Source organism: Hamadaea sp. (assembly GCF_013362815.1).
GTDB lineage: Bacteria > Actinomycetota > Actinomycetes > Mycobacteriales > Micromonosporaceae > Hamadaea.
On sequence record NZ_JABFVK010000025.1, the window covers coordinates 114,534 to 134,329 of the forward strand.

Annotated in this window: 16 protein-coding genes and 1 tRNA gene; 7 read left to right on the top strand and 10 right to left on the bottom strand. The window is 69.7% G+C overall.

Features of this window, described 5'->3' with window-relative positions:
- The first annotated feature begins 55 nt into the window (after nucleotides 1-55).
- Entirely contained in the window at nucleotides 56-904 is an 849-nt protein-coding gene (locus HOV77_RS14480; protein WP_290862386.1) for a class II fructose-bisphosphate aldolase, read from the top strand.
- A 145-nt stretch (nucleotides 905-1,049) separates the two neighbouring features.
- On the opposite strand, the gene HOV77_RS14485 is transcribed toward HOV77_RS14480, so the two are convergent.
- Both HOV77_RS14485 and HOV77_RS14490 read right to left on the bottom strand, forming a co-directional pair.
- Nucleotides 1,050-1,739: a phosphatase PAP2 family protein gene (locus HOV77_RS14485; protein ID WP_290862388.1), complete on the bottom strand. Its 690-nt coding sequence runs from the start codon at nucleotides 1,737-1,739 to the stop codon at nucleotides 1,050-1,052.
- Between the two features lie 9 nt (nucleotides 1,740-1,748).
- A complete protein-coding gene (locus HOV77_RS14490; RefSeq protein ID WP_290862390.1) occupies nucleotides 1,749-2,987 on the bottom strand; it encodes a serine protease in 1,239 nt (412 codons plus the stop codon).
- A 91-nt stretch (nucleotides 2,988-3,078) separates the two neighbouring features.
- Between HOV77_RS14490 and HOV77_RS14495 the strand changes: the two genes are divergently transcribed.
- The gene (locus HOV77_RS14495; protein ID WP_290862392.1) at nucleotides 3,079-4,314 is read left to right on the top strand and encodes a DUF4032 domain-containing protein; all 1,236 of its coding nucleotides are present in this window, start codon (nucleotides 3,079-3,081) and stop codon (nucleotides 4,312-4,314) included.
- 186 nt (nucleotides 4,315-4,500) lie between these two features.
- Nucleotides 4,501-5,166 carry a phospholipase A2 gene (locus HOV77_RS14500; RefSeq protein ID WP_290862394.1) on the top strand — a complete coding sequence of 222 codons (666 nt, stop codon included), beginning with the start codon at nucleotides 4,501-4,503 and terminating at the stop codon, nucleotides 5,164-5,166.
- On the opposite strand, the gene HOV77_RS14505 is transcribed toward HOV77_RS14500, so the two are convergent.
- On the bottom strand, nucleotides 5,142-6,920 hold the full coding sequence (locus HOV77_RS14505) for an NAD-binding protein (RefSeq protein WP_290862396.1): 1,779 nt from the start codon (nucleotides 6,918-6,920) through the stop codon (nucleotides 5,142-5,144). The genes HOV77_RS14500 and HOV77_RS14505 overlap by 25 nt on opposite strands.
- 145 nt (nucleotides 6,921-7,065) lie before the next feature.
- Between HOV77_RS14505 and HOV77_RS14510 the strand changes: the two genes are divergently transcribed.
- Nucleotides 7,066-8,919, top strand: coding sequence for a hypothetical protein (locus HOV77_RS14510; RefSeq protein ID WP_290862398.1), 1,854 nt, complete (start codon nucleotides 7,066-7,068; stop codon nucleotides 8,917-8,919).
- A gap of 117 nt (nucleotides 8,920-9,036) precedes the next feature.
- On the opposite strand, the gene ugpC is transcribed toward HOV77_RS14510, so the two are convergent.
- A complete protein-coding gene (gene ugpC / locus HOV77_RS14515) occupies nucleotides 9,037-10,128 on the bottom strand; it encodes a sn-glycerol-3-phosphate ABC transporter ATP-binding protein UgpC (RefSeq protein WP_290862400.1) in 1,092 nt (363 codons plus the stop codon).
- A 407-nt stretch (nucleotides 10,129-10,535) separates the two neighbouring features.
- Between ugpC and HOV77_RS14520 the strand changes: the two genes are divergently transcribed.
- A tRNA-Thr gene (locus HOV77_RS14520) sits at nucleotides 10,536-10,608 on the top strand.
- A 77-nt stretch (nucleotides 10,609-10,685) separates the two neighbouring features.
- Nucleotides 10,686-11,702 (top strand): Ku protein, encoded by a 1,017-nt coding sequence (locus tag HOV77_RS14525; protein ID WP_290862402.1) that lies wholly within the window; start codon nucleotides 10,686-10,688, stop codon nucleotides 11,700-11,702.
- 212 nt (nucleotides 11,703-11,914) lie between these two features.
- On the opposite strand, the gene HOV77_RS14530 is transcribed toward HOV77_RS14525, so the two are convergent.
- The 4 genes from HOV77_RS14530 to HOV77_RS14545 are packed head-to-tail and all read right to left on the bottom strand — an operon-like array spanning nucleotide 11,915 to nucleotide 16,522.
- Nucleotides 11,915-13,207 (bottom strand): aldehyde dehydrogenase family protein, encoded by a 1,293-nt coding sequence (locus tag HOV77_RS14530; protein WP_290862404.1) that lies wholly within the window; start codon nucleotides 13,205-13,207, stop codon nucleotides 11,915-11,917.
- Nucleotides 13,204-14,286, bottom strand: a complete 1,083-nt coding sequence (locus tag HOV77_RS14535) for a hypothetical protein (protein ID WP_290862406.1) — start codon at nucleotides 14,284-14,286, stop codon at nucleotides 13,204-13,206. Before HOV77_RS14535 ends, HOV77_RS14530 begins: the two co-directional genes overlap by 4 nt.
- Nucleotides 14,287-14,339: 53 nt before the next feature.
- The gene (locus tag HOV77_RS14540; RefSeq protein ID WP_290862408.1) at nucleotides 14,340-15,599 is read right to left on the bottom strand and encodes a glucarate dehydratase family protein; all 1,260 of its coding nucleotides are present in this window, start codon (nucleotides 15,597-15,599) and stop codon (nucleotides 14,340-14,342) included.
- Nucleotides 15,596-16,522 (bottom strand): 5-dehydro-4-deoxyglucarate dehydratase, encoded by a 927-nt coding sequence (locus HOV77_RS14545; protein ID WP_290862410.1) that lies wholly within the window; start codon nucleotides 16,520-16,522, stop codon nucleotides 15,596-15,598. Before HOV77_RS14545 ends, HOV77_RS14540 begins: the two co-directional genes overlap by 4 nt.
- Before the next feature lie 179 nt (nucleotides 16,523-16,701).
- Here HOV77_RS14545 and HOV77_RS14550 point away from each other — a divergent pair, with 179 nt between their 5' ends.
- On the top strand, nucleotides 16,702-17,472 hold the full coding sequence (locus HOV77_RS14550; RefSeq protein WP_290862412.1) for an IclR family transcriptional regulator: 771 nt from the start codon (nucleotides 16,702-16,704) through the stop codon (nucleotides 17,470-17,472).
- A 123-nt stretch (nucleotides 17,473-17,595) separates the two neighbouring features.
- On the opposite strand, the gene HOV77_RS14555 is transcribed toward HOV77_RS14550, so the two are convergent.
- Nucleotides 17,596-18,990 (bottom strand): class II fumarate hydratase, encoded by a 1,395-nt coding sequence (locus tag HOV77_RS14555; RefSeq protein WP_290862414.1) that lies wholly within the window; start codon nucleotides 18,988-18,990, stop codon nucleotides 17,596-17,598.
- 229 nt (nucleotides 18,991-19,219) lie between these two features.
- Nucleotides 19,220-19,796: hypothetical protein (locus tag HOV77_RS14560; protein WP_290862416.1), on the bottom strand; the 577-nt coding region annotated here is incomplete at its 5' end.

Consider the following 19,796-nt stretch of genomic DNA (forward strand, 5'->3'; position numbering starts at 1 on the left):
CGTGTCGCACCCCCCAAGCTCATGATCAACTCGCCGGACACCGGGCGGTGATCGCATGAGCGTTGTTTCGACCGGAGAACTGGTCGCCACTGCTGCCGCCACCGGCACCGGAGTGGCGGCGTTCAACGTGATCACCCTCGAGCACGCCGAGGCGATCGTCGCCGGGGCCGAAGCCGCTGGGCGACCGGTCATCCTGCAGATCAGCGAGAACGCCGTGAAGTTCCACCACGGTCGGGTCGGCCCGATCGCCGCCGCCACGCTGGCGGTGGCGAAGGACGCGGCTGTGCCGTGTGCGCTGCATCTCGATCACGTGGAGTCGGTCGAGCTGCTCACGCAGGCTCCGCTGCACAGCTTCAGCAGCGTGATGTTCGACGCCTCCGCACTGTCCTATGCCGACAATGTGGCCGCGACCCGGTCGGCCGCCGAGTTCGGTCACGCGCACGGGCTCTGGGTGGAGTCGGAACTGGGCAAGGTCGGCGGCAAGAACGGTGAGGCGCCGCTGTCGGCGCATGCGCCCGGCGCGCGTACGTCACCGTCGGACGCGGTCGATTATGTGGCGCAGACCGGGGTGGACGGGCTCGCCGTCGCCGTCGGCTCCTCGCACGCCATGACCAGCCGCGACGCCGCCCTCGACCACGATCTGATCGCGGCCCTACGGGATGCCGTCGACGTGCCGCTCGTCCTGCACGGCTCGTCCGGCGTCGGCGACGACGAACTACGCCGGGCGGTCGCGGGCGGTCTCATCAAGGTCAACATCGGCACGGCGTTGAACATCGCCTTCACCGGAGCGGTCCGGCCGATCCTCGACGGCGACGCCAAGCTGGTCGACCCGCGGAAGTACCTCAAGCCGGCTCGGGCCGCGATGGCGGAGACCGTCGCTCACTTCCTCGCCCTGCTCGGCTGACCCTCTTCGCGTTGATCATGAACCTAGGGTTCCGCTGGGCGGCGTGTCGAGCCCCCAGGCATCCTGATCAACTACGCGGCGATGCCGCGTTGATCAGGGCCGTAGGGGCGGCGACACGCCGTTAGGCGGAACCCTAGGTTCATGATCAACGCGGGAAAATGCGATCCCAGGGGATGCGGAAGTAGAGGCGGGCGAGGAAGAGGCCGAGGAAGACTGCCGCGATGTCGTCGGTGAGCCAGTGGTACGACAGGAAGATCGTCGTCACGAAGACGATGGCGGGCGGTCCGGCCAACAGGAATCGCCGGATGCGCGTCGGCACCGGCCGGGCGAGCGCGATCGCCAGGAGCGTCAGGATGGCGGGCCACCAGACGAAAGTGTTCACGACGTGCCCGGACGGAAACGACCGGTCGTAGTCGGCGGCGCTGTTGAAGAACTGGACGGCGACGTCCGGCGGGAACTGTTTCGAGCTGGGCGCGTCGCGCTCCGACCAGATCTTGAGCGGACCCGCCCCGAACCCCGCCAGCAGGTACGCCGCCAGCCCGGGCAGCACTACCTGCCATTTACGCGTACGCACCAACGCCGCGAGCGTCAGCGGGATGGTGAACACGTACATGAGCACCCAGCCCTGACCGAAGTGGTTCAGCACGACGGCGGGCCCGCGCGCCCAGGTCGGGTCGTGATCCATGCACCACGACCGGATCGCCAGGTCGAGATCGTCGGTCACCCCGATGGCGGCCAGCCCTGTGGTCACGGCCAACGCCACCAGCAGCAGACCGTCCCACCACCAGGAACGCCAGCCGGAACGCCGGCCGGAGTGCCACCCTGGGGAGATCATCCGCCCAAACTACAGCAGCCGCCCGATCGCCTGATAGATCTCGTCGATGCGTACGCCGGAGTTGGGGCAGCCGCCGAAGTGGTGCAGCGCGATCACCTTGTTCGTGACCCGGGAGATCACCGGCGACCCGGACGAACCACCTTCGGTGTCGCAGTAATACGAGGCGTCGGTGTCGGTGTCGTACCCGTCGTACGCCGGATCGACGATCTGGCAGTTGCCCTGGCGGTCGGAGTCGCTCGACGCGGCGATCGAGGTCGGCTCGCCCGCCGGGTTCTGCGGGATGTAGACCTGCTCGCCCTTGTTCGGCGCGCGGACGTCGAACTGGAGGTACCCGTACTGCTGAACCGAAGCGAAGTCGTCGACGGTGAACAGCGTGTAGTCCAGGCGCTTGTCGGTGGCCAGGACGTGCGCGGCCCACACCTTCGTCGGCTTGAACACGTCGTACCCACCGCACTGGGCGCAGGCGTAGTTGAACCACACCTCGGTGTCGGCCGCCTCGGCGTCGGTGGTGAAGCAGTGGTGATTGGTGATCATGCGGTTGTCCGGGCCGACCCGCCACGCGGTGCACAGCTCGGTGCCCTTGATCAGCAGCCGGGCGACCGCCTTCGAGCGCTGGTACATCACCGGATCGGTGGTCTTGTAGCAGACTGCGTCGGCCTTGTCGTCGCCGCCGCAGACGCTCTCCTCCCGGCCGGGCCGGGCCGCCTCGCGCTTACGGGCGTCGTCGGCCTTCTTGGCCCGGCGCTCCGCGGCGGTCATGCCACGAGCCACCTTGTCCACCGTCACACCCAGCCGGGCCAGGTCGCTTCGCAGCCCGAGAAGGTCATGGGCGAGGTGCAGGCGGACGACCGCGGTGTCCCCGGTGATCGACATCGCCCACTTGCCGCCCGACCCGTTGACGACATTGCTGACCGTGTCCGTCACGCCTTCGAGCAGCTTTCCGTCGTACCGCTGGATCTCGCCGCCGTCCGGGCGGGAGACCGTCAGGTAGTCGCCGGGCAACAACGCCAACCGGGTGAAGTGGACCTTCACATAGTCAGCACCGGGATAGCGGAAGGTCGCGTCTTTCCGCGTACCCAGATAGCCGAGAGTCGTCTCCGCGGACTCGACCTTGCCGGTCTCTTCGGCCCCGACGGACCAGATCTGCTGCTGGGTCTGGTCGCTCGGGCGCAGCACGTGCGCGGCGGTCGCGGTGCCCGCTGCGAGCACTGCCGTCAGGCCTAGCGCGAGAGCCAGGGTCCGTCGCATTCATCGCCTCCTGAGGGTGGCCGGCTTTACCCGATGTGCAACGAGCCACGATCTACTCGCGACGCGTGCGCCGATCCAGGAGGATGGTCGGGTGCGGATCACCTCGGCCCTCGTCGACCCGGCTCTCCTCGAGCTGCCCTGGCCCACGCCTCTCGAGGACTGGCCGGCGGATCACCTCGTTGCGCTGCCCCAGGGCATCTCGCGGCACGTCGTGCGCTTCGTCCGTCTCGACGGCACCGTGTACGCCGCCAAGGAGACCCGCGAACGCATCGCCGAGCGGGAGTACGACCTGCTCCGCGCGCTCGAACGACTAGGCGCTCCGGCGGTGGAGGCGGTCGCGATCGTCGCCGACCGAGTGGCGGCCGACGGTGAGCACCTGGAGCCGGTGCTGGTGACCCGGCATCTACAGTTCTCGCTGCCCTACCGGGCGGTGTTCTCCCACACGCTCCGGCCGGAGACCATGAACCGGCTGCTCGACGCGCTCGCCGCGCTGCTCGTCCGGCTGCATCTGCTGGGCTTCTTCTGGGGCGACTGCTCGCTGTCGAACACGCTGTTCCGCCGGGACGCGGGGGCGTTCGCGGCGTACCTGGTCGACGCCGAGACGGGCGCGCTGCACCTGCGGCTGTCCAACGGCCAGCGCGACGAGGACCTCGAGATCGCGCGGACGAACATCTTCGGCGAATCGCTGGACCTCCAGGCGGCCGGGCTGCTGCATGAGGCGATCGACCCGGAGCAGGTCTCCGACGAGGTCGTACGCCGCTACGAGACGCTGTGGCACGAGCTGACCCACGAGGAGAAGGTCGAGAAGGACACCCGGCGCAACATGGAGCGCCGCATCCGCCGCCTCAACGAGATGGGCTTCGACGTCGAAGAGGTCTCGATGTCGGTGGTCGACAGCCAGATCCACATCCGGCCCAAGGTCGTCGACGCCGGCCACCACACTCGTCGCCTGCTGCGCCTGACCGGCCTGGACGCGGAGGAGAACCAGGCTCGGCGGCTGCTCAACGACCTCGACGCGTACCGGGCCGAGTCGGATCTGGCCGACGAGTCGCAGGCCGCCCATCGCTGGCTCACCGAGGTGTTCGAGCCGGTCGTCCGGGCGGTCCCCGGCCCGCTGCGGCGCAAGCTGGAGCCGCCGGAGCTGTTCGTCCAGATCATCGAGCACCGGTTCCACCTGTCCGAGAAGGCGGGCCGCGACGTCGGCCTGGCCCCGGCCGTCCAGTCCTTCCTCAACGACGTCCTCGTGCACCGCCCGGACGAACAGGCGATCCTCGGGTACGACGCGGACGACGACGACAGCGAAGAGACCGTTTCGCCGGAGTTGTAGAACCGCTCCGGCCGACCCCGGCCGGGCGACACGACCGGTGACAGATGTCACAGCCTCCCCGGGTTCCACAGTCCCAATCGGTAGCCTGGCCTGCGCGTTCATCCCCCCGGCGGACCCCCGTCCGCCGGTCTGACGCAGTGGACCGACCCCGGGGGTACCCCCCACCGACGATGGCGAGGAACCCTCGTGACGCGACGACGCAAGCTCTGGCTCGCCGCCGCCCTCGGAGCCGTGCTCAGCACGGTCCTCATCGTCGCACCGGCACCCGCCTCGACCGGGCGCGCGGATGCGGCCGCGACTGCCGCCGTCACTGCGCTGGTGCGTACCGGGCAGGCGGCGGTGCCTTCGGGATTCGCCGCGGTCATGGGCTATACCCCGGTCACGGCCAAGCTCTCCGACGGCGAAGTACGCACGATCAACCCCAACGGCTCGTGCTCGGTGCCCGGCGAGGGCCGCCCGTTCGCCTTCGACACCGCCTGCAAGGCGCACGACTTCGGCTACGACCTGCTCCGGTACGCCGAACGCCGGGGTGAGCCGCTCGGGGTGCAGGCGCGTACGGCGATCGACTCGCGGTTGGTGGCCGACCTGCGTACGCAGTGCGAGCAGACCACCGCAGGCTCGGAGTACGCCGCCTGCCAGGCCACCGTCGACGTGTTCGCCGCGGGAGTCGGGTTCAACTCGTGGCGGCAGATGTCGGGACCGCCCGTCGACACCGCCGGCCTTGTGCGTACGGCCGGATTGGTGCTGCTCGGGCTGCTGTTGATCACCTTTCCGCTGCGTCGCCGCGTCCGTCGGGTCTGGCGGCGTACTCGCAAGATCTTGATCTATCAGCGAGCCGCCGCGACGGCGTGACCGATCGGATCGTCCGGCGCGGCCGCGAGCCGCAGCAACCGGCTGAGCCCGGCGCGGGTCGCGATGACCGTGAGCCGATCGAGCGGCTCGAGCCGGCGCTGCGCGGCGGGTGACCAGAGCGGCCGGGGCTCCCCGATGGCGTTGAGAGCGATCACGCGGGCCTCGCCGTCGTAGCCGATGTCGCCGATGGCCCGGCCGTCGAGCCGCGAGCCCGGCGCGACCGGAAGCTCGGCGACGAGCAGGACCCGGCGGCCGATCGGAATCGTTGCGAGCACTTCGCGTTCGAGCAGCGACGCCGCGAAAGCCGGCGCGGCCAGGGCCGACACGCTGCGGGATGTGCCGATGTTGAAGGTCCGCTGCAGACGGTCGGCGAAGTCGGTGTCGAAGAGGCGGAGCACCACCTTGAGACCCGGACGCAGCGCGCGACCGCCCAGCGCCGCCTCCAGGTTGACCACGTCGTCGGTCGAGACGATGACGAGCGCCGAACACGTCGTCACCCAGGCGGTCCGGAGCGTCTCCTCGCGGCTGGCGTCGCCGACGATCAGCGGGATGTCCAGCTCACGGGCGAGCGCGACGCCCCGCGCCTCCGGGTTCTTGTCGACCGCGACGACCGGTACGCCGAGATCGTGCAGCGATCGGATGACCCGCGTGCCGACGTTGCCGAGGCCGACCACGACGACGTGCCCCTCCCGACGAGTCAGCAGCCGGCCTGAGGACACCGCCAGTCGGGTGTTGACCAGGCCCTCGACCACCGTCGCGGTGATCAGCGGCACCAAAGCCATCCCGGCGACCGTGACGACGAGCTGACTGATCTGGACGGCGGTGCTCTCGCTGGCATCCGCCCCGGAGAACGCCGTGAGCAGCGTCTTGTAGATCCCGACCCAGACGCCGTCGCCGCTGCTGATCACGAGGCTCACCCCGCCGGCCAGCAGTACGCCGAAGGTCACCGCCAACGCGATGCGCAGCGACCGGCTGATGGACTGCCGCAGGTTGCGTACCAGCGGGCCCAGGCTCCACGGCCGGGTTTTCGGCTTCAGCTTCCCGCGGGTGTGGCCGTTGGTCTGCCGTTCCCCGTGCGCCACGGCGAGCACGACATCCGTGGGGCTCGGCTGGTCGATCCCGGGCAGGACGTCCGGCGTACCGTCCGGACTGGTTCGCGACAGATCGCAGATCACGTCGTTCGGGGCGACGTCCGCCCGGGAAGCGGCGTAGAGCGTACGCCCGGAGAGGCGGAAGTAGGTCGGCGCGCCGTCGCCCAGCGCCGCCTGAACGAAGGCGGGCGCGGCGATGGCGGAATCGGAGATGATCGCGCAGTCCCGGAACAACTGGCGTACGCGCAGGCCGAGGCTCAGATTGAACATCCGGATCACGATGCGCAGCCGGTTGTTGATCTCCTCGGCGCGCATCGCGGCGTGGATGTTGCCGACGTCGTCCTGCTCGGTCAACGCCAGCCCGGCCGCTTCGCGGATGCCGGCGCTGAGGAAAGCGCGGTCGTCAAGCCGCTCGGCGGTCACCACGCGTACGCCGCCGAGGTCGGAGAAGTCCCGGCCGGTGCGCTTCTGCGCCGGTGTCATCATCACCGTGACCTGCGCGCCGTATCGCTGACTCAGCTCTTCGACGAGCCGATAGGTCAACGCGTTCGCGCCGCACACCACGAAAGTGTCGCCGTCGCCACCGCGTCCCGAGGGGCGCAACGCGGCCAGCATCTTGGGTACGCCCCGGCTGAACGGGGGCAGGGAGGCTGAGGGGGCCACCCCCGCATCGTAGGGGCTCCCGGCACCCCCAATCATCGGGTGTTACGTGCCCGTGCAGAACGATTTGCCCGAGTTCGTCGTTGGTTTGTCGGACGACTGCACACGGACGTGCTTCGGTGCACCGGACAGCAACGAATGGATGGACATGAACAAGTGGCTCTTCCGCGCCGTCGGCACCGTCGGCGTCGCGAGCGGTATCTGGTTGCTCGGCGGCGCCGCCGCGCACGCCCACGAGGCCACGGCGGCGCCCGTGACCGATCCCCAGGCCCTGCGCGGACTCCTGGACAACATCTTCTCGCCGACCAACGGCCTGTCGGACCTCGGTTTCTCCGTGGACCTGCCGGGCAACGGCGTGGACGCCGGCCTGGACGCGAACGCGCCGCTCCAGCTGCGGTCGAACGACGGCCGCACCGGTGTCACCGCGCACCTTCCGCAGCGCCAGGACGTCTTCTTCGGCGGCCGCCTGCCCAGCCTGGCCAACTCGGTGCCTGCCGTGGCGATGCTCCCCGAGCGCACGGAGGGGCTACCGGGGCTGTCGAACCTGGCCGACGGCCTCACCGGTGGCGGCGGAGCGGGTGGCATCCTCGGCGGGCTGACCGGCTCGAGCGGTCCGCTGAACGTCGTCAGCGGCCTCACCCGGGGCGGCCTGACCAGTGGGCTGACGGGCGGTCTGACCGGCGGCTCGGCCGGCGGCACCGAGGCACCCGGTGGTGACCTGCTCGGCGGGCTCACCGGCGGCGACTCGGGCGGCGTACTCAGTGGGCTGACCGGTGGCGACTCGGGCGGCATCCTGGGCGGCCTCACCGGCGGCGGCCTGCTCGGCGGGCTCACCGGCGGCGACGCCGCGGCTCAGCCGGGCCGCCAGGCCCCGGCCGTCGACCCGTCGCAGTTCGACGCGACCCAGTTCGACCCGTCGCAGTTCGACCCCAGCCAGTTCGACCCGTCGCAGTTCGACGCGGCCGACCTGGGCGAGGACCCGACCGTGCAGACGTCGACCGGTACGCCGGCCGACCTCGACCCGGCCATCGCCGACCAGCTCAACCAGGCCGGTCAGGACCTCGTCCCGATGATGATCGCGCAGGCCGCGGCCAACCTCGGGCAGGGCAACCAGGCACCGAGCCCGTTCGACCTGGACTGGGACCTCGGTGACGACTCGACTGTCGGCGACGACGCCCTCCTGGGCGACGACTCGTCGGCCTTCTTCTCCGACAACCCGAACGTCGACGTCAAGATGGTCGCGCCGGAGAGCATCCCGGTCGTCGACGACCTGCCGCTCGTCGGCCCGATCCTGGGCGACTCGGGCCTGGGCAAGATCATCGTGGTCGGCAACCTGGCCCAGAAACTGCCCGTCGTCGGCAGCGTCCTCAACGGCCAGGGTCTGCCCAGCGTGGACAGCGTCCCGGTGGTCAACCAGCTGATGAGCCGCGGCCTGCTCAGCGACGGCCGCTCGGCCGGCCTGCCGGTCGTGGGCAGCGTCCCGATGGTCGGCGACCTGCTCGGCGGCGGCACCGACGGGGTACTCGGCGGACTCACCGGGGGCGACACCGGCGGCATCCTGGGTGGTCTCACCGGCGGCCTGGGCGGCGACGCCCTCGGCTCGCTCGGCGCGGCCAACCCGCTGGGCGGTGTCACCGGCGGTCTTCTCGGTGGTACGCAGGCAGAGCCGTTGAGCGCCCTCCCGGCGCCGGGTATGACCACGACCCGGCCCGCGTTGGCCGCCCCGACGGCGGTCACCCGCCTGGCGGCTCCGCAAGCTCACGCGGCGCGCCACACCGAGACCGACCGCCCGGTCGCCGGTGAGGACGCGGAGTTCCCGTCGCGGACCGAGGCGGGCCTGCCCGTGGTCGGCTCGCTGCCGGGGCTGTCCCTCGGGCGTACGCTATCGCAGCTGCCGGTCGTCAGCGACCTCCCGATCGTCGGCTCGCTGCCGGTGGCCTCGGGTGTGCTGCGGAGCCTGCCGCTCGTCGGCACGGTTGCGAGCCTGCTGCCGCTCGACTGACCGCTTCTCGATGACAACGGCCCCCGGCTTTCGCCGGGGGCCGTTGCTGTTACTTCGTCAGATGCGCTGCTCGGTGGCGGCGTCTCGTCAGATGCGCTGCTCGGTGGCGGCGTCTCGTCAGATGCGCTGCTCGGTGGCGGCGTTGAAGACGTGGTGCTGGCCGACGCGCGGCTTGACGTAGACCGTCTGGCCCATGTCGGGCATGGTGCGCCGGTCGGTCTTCACAACGAACCGCTCGAGACCGCCGTTGACCTGGGCGTGCCCGTAGACGTTCGCCTCGGCGCCGAGGTCCTCGACCAGCTCGACCTCGATCGGCATGCCGCCCTCGCTCGCACCGACGAGGTCGCAGTCCTCGGGGCGGAAGCCCACGATGACCTGGCCGTCGCCGCCCTCGGCGCGGGCCGCCTCGACCTGCTCGCGGGTCAGCGGCAGGATCAGCGACGCGAAGACCGCGCCGGCGTCCGTGAGCTGGACCTTCTTGATGTTCATCGCCGGCGAGCCGATGAAGCCCGCGACGAAGACGTTGGAGGGCCGGTCGTACAGCTCACGCGGGCTGGCGACCTGCTGGAGCACGCCGTCGAGCATGACCGCGACCCGGTGGCCCATGGTCATGGCCTCGATCTGGTCGTGCGTGACGTAGACCGTGGTGATGCCGAGCTCCTTCTGGAGGCCGGCGATCTGCGAACGGGTCTGCACCCGGAGCTTGGCGTCGAGGTTCGACAGCGGCTCGTCCATGAGGAAGACCTGCGGCTCCCGGACGATGGCGCGGCCCATCGCGACACGCTGACGCTGACCACCGGACAGCGCCTTCGGCTTACGGTTGAGGTAGTCCTCCAGCTGCAGCATCTGCGCGGCCTTCTTGACCCGGACGTCGATCTCCGACTTCGGGGTCTTGCGCAGCTTGAGCGCGAACGCCATGTTCTCGTACACCGTCATGTGCGGGTAGAGGGCGTAGTTCTGGAAGACCATCGCGATGTCGCGGGCCTTCGGCGGGAGGTTGGTGACCTCGCGGTCGTCGATGTAGATCGCGCCGGAGTCGACGTCTTCCAGACCGGCCAGCATCCGGAGGCTGGTGGACTTGCCACAGCCGGACGGGCCGACGAGGACGAGGAACTCGCCGTCGGCGATCTCGAGGTCGAGCCCGTCGACGGCGGGCTTCTGGCTGCCCGGGTAGATCCGGGACGCCTTACGGTAAGAGACCGTAGCCATAAGGGGTGCTTCCTTTCACCGGCAGGAACGTGCCGGACGATCCGAGTAAAAGGCCCGGGCATACAACGCCCGGTCTGGCAGCCAAGGTAACCGTATTCCGGCCGCCTGCCAAGTCCACGATCATCTGCTGGACACCCGACTTTCGCCTGATCCGCCGATGCTCGCGCTAGCAGGGGCTTCGCTGCTTCGCCTCACCGCTTCGTTCACCACTTCGTTCACCGCAAGATCATGGTCAATTCTGCGTTGCCATGACGACGGAGAAGTTCCCCTGATCATGGAATCGGACGAAGCCGCTGCCCTGTGAAGCGGATGCACTGTGCGGCCGCGTCGCCCGGCTGTCATGGCGGCCCGGAGCTCCTGACCTCACCCAGGGCGAACTAGACCGGCCGGGTACGATGTCCGGCATCGCCGCCTTGGCGCAATTGGTAGCGCACCCGACTTGTAATCGGAAGGTTGGGGGTTCAAGTCCCCCAGGCGGCTCTCTATTCATCCTCTCTCCTGGTACCAGATCCGACAAATCCCGCTTGCCGGAAATTTCGGCATGCCAGGCTGGGGTCATGGCGACCATGCGCGCTGTCTGGAAGGGGTCGATCTCGCTCGGCCTGGTCGGCGTACCGGTGAAGCTCTACACGGCCACGGAGGAGAAGAACCTCCGCTTCCACCAGGTCCATGCGGCCGACGGTGGCCGGATCCAGATGCGCCGGATCTGCTCGGCCGACGGCGAGGAGGTCCCGTACGCCGAGATCGGCAAGGGCATCGAGGTGGACGGCGAGATGGTCGTCCTGACCGAGGAGGATCTCGAAGAGGTCCCGGTGTCCACGGCCAAGACGGTCAACGTGCTTGAATTCGTGCCGTCCGAGCAGGTCGACCCGATCCTCTTCGACAAGGCGTACTACGTCGCTCCCGACGGCGCGGCCGCGCTCAAGCCGTACTTGCTGATCAAGGAGGCGCTCGGCCGGGCGGATCGGGTCGGCATCGCGAAGATCGCCCTGCGTCAGAAGGAGCATCTCGCTGCGCTCCGCGTACGCGACGACGTGATCGTCTTGAGCATGATGCTCTGGCCCGACGAGGTACGCGAGCCCGAGTTCGACTTCGTCGGCAAGGACGCCAAGATCCGGCCGCAGGAGCGGCAGATGGCCCTGGCGCTCGTCGAGTCCATGGCGGGCGACTTCGATCCGGACGAACATACGGACGAGTACCGCGAAGCGGTCCAGGAGCTGGTCGAAGCCAAGATCAACGGCGAGACGCTGGAACGACCGGCCGAGAAGCCGACGAAGTCCGCCGACCTCCTCTCCGTACTCACCGCCTCCGTCGAAGCGGCCCGCGAAGGCGGCCGCCGACCTGCTGCGAAGAAGGCACCGGCCGCCGGGAAGAAGGCGGCCCCGGCGTCCAAGTCGACCGCCAAGAAGGCGCCGGCCAAGAAGGCTCCCGCGAAGAAGGCGACCACCTCGAAGAAGGCTGCCTCTTCCTCGAAGGCGACCGCGTCCGCCAAGTCGACCGCGTCTTCGAAGGCGACCGCGAGCAAGAAGAAGGCCGCTCCGGCCAAGAAGACCACCCGGAAGAAGGCCGCCTAAGCAGCTGCGCCTGCGGCCTCCCTCGGTGCCATCCCGTACTGCTCGCGCCCGCGCCTTTCCGCTGTCGATCATGCCCGCGCGGGAACGATCAGGGTTCACGGGACACGACACACCGGCCGAGAATGTCCGATAGTTCATGATCGGCGGGAAAGACCCGGCGGGGACGCGCTCCGGTGAGGAACGCGCCCGCGGTGAGGAACCGGATAGGAGGGCTAGGGGAGGAGGTCGGCGGGGACGCCTTGCAGCGCGACAGGGCGCTGAAAGCGCTCGACGGCGGCGGTGCCGACGGACGTCGACCAGGCGGCCGAAGTGGCCGGCCAGGGTCCGCCGTGCAGCATGGCGTCGACGACGGCCACCCCGGTGGGTACGCCGTTCCACACGATCCGCCCGGCCTTGCCGACCAGCACCGGCAGCAGCTCGCGGGCTTCGTCGGCGTCCACCGGCAGCGCCGCGTGGATGGTGGCGGTGAGCTGGCCCTCCAGGGTGGCGGCCAGCGCGGTGAAGTCGTCGGTGAGCACGATGACGACGGACGGCCCGAAATGCTCCGAGAGCAGTGATTCCGTCAGCGAACCGGCGTCCACGATCGTCGCGACCGGAGCGGGTGAGGCCGAGCCGATGGCCACGGCGTGCTCGGACGTACGCAGGGAGGAAACCCATTCAGCGTGCGCTGCCGCCATGCCTTCGGTGAGCATCCGGTGCACCGGAGTCGCCGCGACCGCATCGGCCAGGGCGGACGCGAACTCCGTCGCCGACCTCGGCAGGACGACCAGGCCCGGCTTGGTGCAGAGCTGGCCGGACGAGCCAGTGACCGCGGCGGCGAGCGTGGCCACCCGGTCGGCTTCGGCTGCCGCCCCGGGCAGCACGAAGACCGGATTGATCGAGCCCATTTCGGCGTACACGGGGATGGGGTCGGGACGGGCGGCGGCTTCGTCCATGAGCGCCCGGCCACCGGCGAGCGAACCGGTGAAGCCCACTGCCTTGATCTCCGGATGGCGTACGACCGCCAGCGAGACGTCGGCGCCACCGTGGACGATGCCGAACGCGCCCCCGAGGACGGGCGCGGCGATCGAGGCGAGCAGGTCCGACGTACGCGGCTGCGCGGGGTGCGCCTTGACCAGCACTGGGCAGCCCGCCGCCAGCGCCGAACCGGTGTCCCCACCCAGTACGCCGAAAGCCAGCGGGAAGTTGGAGGCGGCGAAGACGGCCACCGGGCCGACGGGCACGACGATCTGCCGGATATCCACGCCACCAGGCCCCGCACCGGGGGAGAGCCGGGACGACTGATGCCGCCCGTCGGCCACGTAGTCCCCGAGCAGTCGCAGCTGGCCGGAGGTCCGGTCGAGTTCTCCGTTCAGCCGGGCCTCCGTCAGCCCGGTCTCCTCCCCGGCGACCTTGACGACCTCGTCGCGCGCCGCTTCGAGAGCGGTGGCCAGGGCATACAGGAGTTCCCGGCGTTGGGCCGGCGTACCGGGCGAGGTGGACGGCACGTGGAACACGAGACTCACGAAAGACCTCCCGAGAGGGCAGCGACGAGCTGCGTGAACAGTGGTTGCCGCCAGGCCGCGGCCAGCCCCAGGTGGTACAGGCTGAGCCGTTGAGCCCCGGCCGCGACCAGGCGTTGCCCGTGCGCGACGACGGCGTCGGCACCTGCCGGCGGGAGGACCGTCAGGTACGCGTCCACAGTACCGAACTCGGCGGCGCGCTCGACGAGGTCGTGACTTCCCGGCGCGACCGGCCAGCACGGCACGAGCACGGCCGCCACGTCCTCGGCGGCGGTCGGCGTGAGACCTGGCGAGGCCCCGGTCGCCCACGGATCGGGATGCCCGTGGAGAGTCACCTCCGCAGTCGGCTGCTTTTCGCGTACAAGCTGAAGAACGGCCGCGCGCAACTGATCAGCCGCCTGGTGACGCGCGGCCAGAACCACCTCGGCGGTTTCGGCGGGAATGTCCGTGCCGCCGCGGACCGCAGCGCGCAACCCCGCGACCACCTCGGTCGCGTCGAGTCCGCGTACGGACCAGGCAGACCGGCAGGCCGCGCAACAGCATATCGATAATAGTCGCTGAGCGAGCGGCGTCCACGCGTCGTCGGTCTTCTCGTGATGGCTGAGGTGGACGAGCCCGAGCTGGCCACAGGCCTCCAGCGAGACGGCGTCGACCTCGACCTCGTGCAGTGCCTCGGCGGCCAGCGTCGCCGCGTAGTCGCGGACCGCCTCCTGAGCCGGGCAGAGCGCGTAGGGATAGCGCTCACCGAAGCAATTGACCACGGAGATGTCAGGGTGCGCGCGGCCCAGCCGGCTGTTGTGCGTGAGCACGATCCAGGCGCTGACCTTCAAACCCTTGCGCCGCAAGTGATCCGCGGCCTGGCCGAAGGGATCCGGCTCCGGCAGCCAGCTCGCGCCGATCGGCCGGAGCCGCCGCCACACGTCGCGCACCGGCCGATAGAGCGCCGCGGAGTGCGCGTCCACGAGCTGGCGGCCGGGATGCAGGGGGGTCGCGGCCCGCGTCGAGTGATAGGCCGCCGCGAGCGTCACCCACTCCAGACCGTGGTCGCGCACGCGGTCCGCGAAGGCTGGATCTCCGTTCACATCCCACGGGTACGCGTGACCGCTCAGCCTGATCGCGGGATGCGGCTCCGGCGTCACCATCGCGGGCTGTTGTTCCGAAACTCAGGGCGGAAAGTCTTCTGCATATAAGTGGTGTCGTCGCGTTCGGTGACGCCGCAGCGCAAGTAGTCCTCGTGCATCCGAGCCAGCGCGTCGCGATCGAGGGTGACGCCAAGGCCGGGCGTGGTCGGCACCTGAACCGCGCCGTCGACGAACCGCAGTGGCTGTTCAACTACATCCACCCCCAACTGCCAGGGTGTATGTGTATCAGCGGCGTACGACAGTTCCGGGAGCGCGGCGCCGAGGTGGGTCATCGCGGCCAGACTGATGCCGAGATGGCTGTTGGAGTGCATGGACAGCCCGATGCCCCAGGTCTGGCAGACCCCGGCGAGGCGGGCCGACTGCCGCAGACCACCCCAGTAATGGTGGTCGGAGAGGATCACCCGAACGCTGCCGAGCTCGACCGCCTCCGGCAGGTGCTCGAACGCGACCACGCACATGTTCGTGGCCAGCGGCATGGCAGCCGTCTTCGCCACCTCGGCCATGCCGACCCGGCCCGGCGTCGGATCCTCGAGATACTCCAGCAGGCCATCTGCCTCGGCGGCGATCCGCTGGGATGTCTCCACACTCCACACCGCGTTGGGATCTATCCGAAGTGGATGGTCGGGGAACGCCTCGCGCAGTGCTTTGACGGCCGCGAGCTCCTCGTCCGGCGGGAAGACGCCGCCCTTGAGCTTGATCGAGCGGAAACCGTACTGCTCGACCATCGTTCGCGCTTGGGAGACGATTTGCTCCGGAGTGAGGGCCTCGCCGAAGGGGTCCTCGTCCTGGCCCGGGTGAGCGGCGTACTTGTAGAAGAGGTAGGCGGAGAAGGGCACCGCGTCACGGACAGCTCCGCCCAGCAGGTCGTGCACCGGCCGGCCGGTCGCCTGACCCTGGAGATCCAGGCAGGCGACCTCGATCGGCGAGAACACGCGGGAGACCGTCTTCTCCGGACTCGACCGGCCCGTCAGCCCGTGCAAGTCCGGGGCGTCCCTCTCCCCCACCAGCGCCTGAATCCGGCGCTGGATCTTCGTGGTCGCGAAGACGTCCTCCCCGACCAGGTGCGGTGCGACCGCCCGCATCAGCGTCAGATGCGGGGCGTCGCCGTAGGTCTCGCCCAGCCCGACGAACCCGTCGCCGCAGTCGACCTCCACGATCGTGCGCAGGGCCCAGGGCTGGTGTACGCCGGCCGCGTTGAGCAGCGGCGGATCGGGGAACGCGATCGGGGTGATCCGCACGTCCCGGATCTTCATGACTCCAGTCCCTTCACCGTGTCCAGTCCCGCGTTCAGGATCGAGGCCAGCTCGTCGAGGTGCTCAGGCGTCAGGTCGACCAGCGGCGGCCGGACCGGGCCGACGTCGAGCCCGCGCAGTCTCGCTCCCGCCTTGACCAGGGCGACGGCGTACCCGGGGACCTTGTCCCGCAAAGCGACGAGAGGCAGGTAGAACGCCGCCAGCAACTTGTTCATCGCGTCTTCGTCATCGGCTTCGACCGCCCGCCAGAAGCGGGTCGCGATCTCCGGGGCGAAGCACAACACGGCCGACGAATAGCTGTCCACCCCGATCGCCCGGTACGCCCGCACGCTCATCTCGGCCGTGGGGAGCCCGTTGAGGAAGCCGAACTCGGCCGCCCGGGGATGTCCGCTGGTGCGTACGGCGGTGACGAGCCGCAGCATGGCGTCGACGTCGCCGCGACCGTCCTTGATCCCCGCCACGGTCGGGATGTCCAACAACGCGACGGCCGACGCCGGATCGAGAACGGCGTTGGCCCGCTGGTAGACCGCGATCGGCAAACCCGTCGCCGTACTCACCTGCCGCACGTGCTCGACGAGTCCGCGCGGTGGCGCGGCGACCAAGTACGGCGGCAGCAGCAACAATCCGTCGGCGCCCTGCTCGGCGGCGATGGACGCGAACTCCCGGGCGAGCTGAGCGCCGCCACCCGCACCCGCGAACACCGGTACGCGATGCCTCGCGACCCGAACTGCGGTGGCGACGACCTCGCGATACTCCCTCAGGCTCAGCGCGGTGAACTCGCCCGTGCCACAGGCCACGAACAGACCGCTGGGGCCGGCCGCGATCTGCGCCTCGACGTGCTCGGCGAAGACGTCGAGCGCCACCTCGCCGCCGTCGGCGGTGAACGGGGTGAGCGGGAAGGAGAGCAGACCCTGGAGTCGCACGGTGCCCCTCTCGGTTCTTGTCGCGCGGGGTTCCTGTCGCGCGGGTTCTTGTAAGCGCGAGCGTTCTTGTCGCGCGCACGTTCACATATGTGGACGGCTTCTTGAAATGTGGCGGTGACGCAACGACAAGTTAGCCTCCGGTACAGTGGCGGTCAATACCTTCGAGTTGGTTGGTGACCATGGGTACAGAACTCTCCCCGGTGAAGTCGGCCGAGCGCACTGTCCACATCCTCGAGACCCTGGCCGCCTCGCCGACGAAGCTCACGTTGTCGCAGATCCAGGAGCGGATGGGCTACCCGCGCTCCAGCCTTCACGCCCTCATCCGGACCCTCCGCGAATTGAAGTGGGTCGAATCCGATGAGTCCGGCAGCGCCTTCGGCGTGGGGCCGCACGCGTTGCTGTCGGGCACGGCGTACCTCGATCGCGATCCGGCTCTGCCCTATGCGCACGCGGCTCTCGAAGACCTCCGCGCGGAGATCGGCTACACCGTCCACTACGCACGCCGCGACGACGGCAGTGTGCTCTACCTCGCCAGCCGCGACGCCCGCGAGAGCAAGCACGTGGTCTCGCGGGTGGGGCGCAAGCTACCGGCCCATCTCACCGCACTCGGCCAGGCACTGCTCGCGCAGCTCACGACGGACGAGATCGACAAGATCCTGCCGCCCGAACTCGAGCGCTTCACGGAGCACACCATCGCCTCACGCGCCGCGCTCCACGACGAGCTCGATGTGGTACGCAATCGAGGCTGGGCAATCGAAAGAGAACAGGGTACGCCGGGCGTCGCGTGCATAGCCGCCACTGTGGACTACCGCATCCCGGCGACCGACGCGATCAGCTGCTCGATGCCCGCAGCGCTGGCCACCGACGCCGAAGTCGCCCGGGTGTCCGCCGCCGTCAGCCAGGCCACCTCGACGCTCGCCGCCCTGCTCCGCCGCCACGGCATCCGCTGACCCGCCCGCCCGTCTTTTCCGCGCGATCATGAACTACCGGGCGTGATCGACCGGCGTGGCGTGTCCGAAGCAGCCTGATCGATCCCTCGCCGCCTTGATCAACTTCAGAGTGAGCCGAGCGGGTCAGGCCTGCCGAGCGCCGGTCATCGCGAGCACATCGAGCAACCGGTCGAGCTCGTCGGCGCTGATCTTCCCGGTCGCGACGTGTCCCCGGGCGACCACGACCTCCCGGATCGACCGGCCGGTGGCCAGCGCCTCCTTGGCGATCGACGCCGCCTCCTCATACCCGAGTACGCGATTGAGCGGCGTCACGATGGAGGGCGATCCTTCGGCGTACGCCCGGCAGGTCTCCTCATTGGCGACGATCCCGGCGACGCACCGATCGGCGAAGACTCGGGAGACGTTGGCGAGCAGCCGAATCGACTCCAGGATGTTGCGCGCCATCACGGGCAGCATCACGATCAGCTCGAACTCGGCCTGCGTACCGGCGAACGCCACGGCGGCATCGTTGCCGATGACCTGGGCGCAGACCTGCCGAGCAGCCTCGGCCAGCACCGGGTTCACCTTGCCCGGCATGATCGACGACCCCGGCTGGAGATCGGGTATGCCCAGCTCACGCAGCCCGGCCCGGGGACCGGAGCCCATCCAGCGGATGTCGTTGGCGATCTTGTAGAGGCTGACTGCCGTGCCTCGCAGTTGGGCCGAGACCTCGACGAGCGCGTCGGCGGCTCCCTGTGCGGCGAAGTGGTTGGTCGCTTCCCGGATGGGTAGCCCGGTCAACGCGGCGAGTACCTCGGTCACATGACGGGCGAATCCGTCGGGGACGTTGACCCCGGTGCCCACGGCGCTTCCGCCGAGCGGCAGTTCCCCCAGCCGGGGTGCGGTCGCTTCGAGGCGTTCGATCGCCCGGCGCAGCTGGAAGGCGTACCCGCCGAACTCCTGGCCCAGCGTCACCGGCGTCGCGTCCATCAGGTGCGTACGCCCAGCCTTGACCACGGCCGCGAACCCCGTCGACTTCGCTTCCAGGGCAGACGCGAGATGGTCGAGCGCCGGCACGAGATCGGTCGCGACCCCGCGCAACGCCGCCACCTGTACGCCCGACGGAAACACGTCGTTACTGGACTGCGAGGCGTTGACATGGTCGTTGGCGTGCACCGGACGGCCGAGATCGGCGCTCGCGAGCCGCGCGACGACCTCGTTGACGTTCATGTTGGTCGAAGTGCCCGACCCGGTCTGGAAGACGTCGATGGGGAAGTGCGCGTCATGCGATCCGGCCGCGACGGCCGAGGCAGCCGCCCCGATCGCCTTCGCCATGTCGTCGTCGAGTACGCCGAGAGCACCGTTCGCGCTCGCCGCCGCCGCCTTGATCTCCGCCAGCGCGTGGATCAACTCGCTCGGCAGCGGCTGCCCCGAGATCGGGAAGTTCTCCACCGCGCGCTGCGTCTGCGCACCCCACAGCGCGTCTTCGGGGACTTGGACCTCGCCCATGGTGTCGTGTTCCACCCGGTACTTCGTCATTCCCCCATTCTGGCGCGTCGGGCTGCGCCGCGCCCGGCCGTTCCGGACGCGGAGTTGATCACCTGCTGGCGGAGTTGATCAGGGTCTCGTGGACACGACACGCCGGACGAGAATGACCGATAGTTCATGATCGCGCGAAAAGGCCGGCGGGAGGGCGGGAGGCGCGGGGAAAGGGTGGGAGGCGCGGGGAAAGGGTGGGAGGCGCGGGGAAAGGGCGGGAGGCGCGCGGTCAGCGAGCGCGGGCGGCGAGGAAGGCGGAGACGGCATGGAGGGCGTGCAGCCAGCCGCCCAGGACCAGCGGAAGCGTCACGGGGATCGCGATCGCGAGCAGGATCGCGATCACGCCGACGCCGGCCGCCGCGACCAGGGTGCCCGGCCGCCGCCAGGCCAGCACGGCGGCCGACCGGACGGCGGCGCGCCAGCCGACCCCCGTCCCCACCGCGACCACTGTCAGCCCGGCGTACCCGATGATCAAACCGATCACGGTGAGGGTGAGCGCGAGCGTCGGCCCACCACCAGGCACGACGCCCCGCGCGAGGCCGCGCACATCGATGATGATGAGCGCGACCACCGCGAGGGTCACGGCCGTGGCGCCGATACCCGGCACCAGTCCGCGGACAAAGCGTCCCAGAGTTGTACGCCAAGAGGGGAGACTCCCCAACGCTTGGCGGTCGTGGACCGCGCGGCTGGCGGCCGACACCGCGGCGCCCGCAGTGACGACGGGCAGTGACGCCACGAGGGCGACGATCCCGAGCAGGGCGAGGTCGGCGGCGTCGGACACGGTGTCCTGCCAGGCCGGGCGCAGT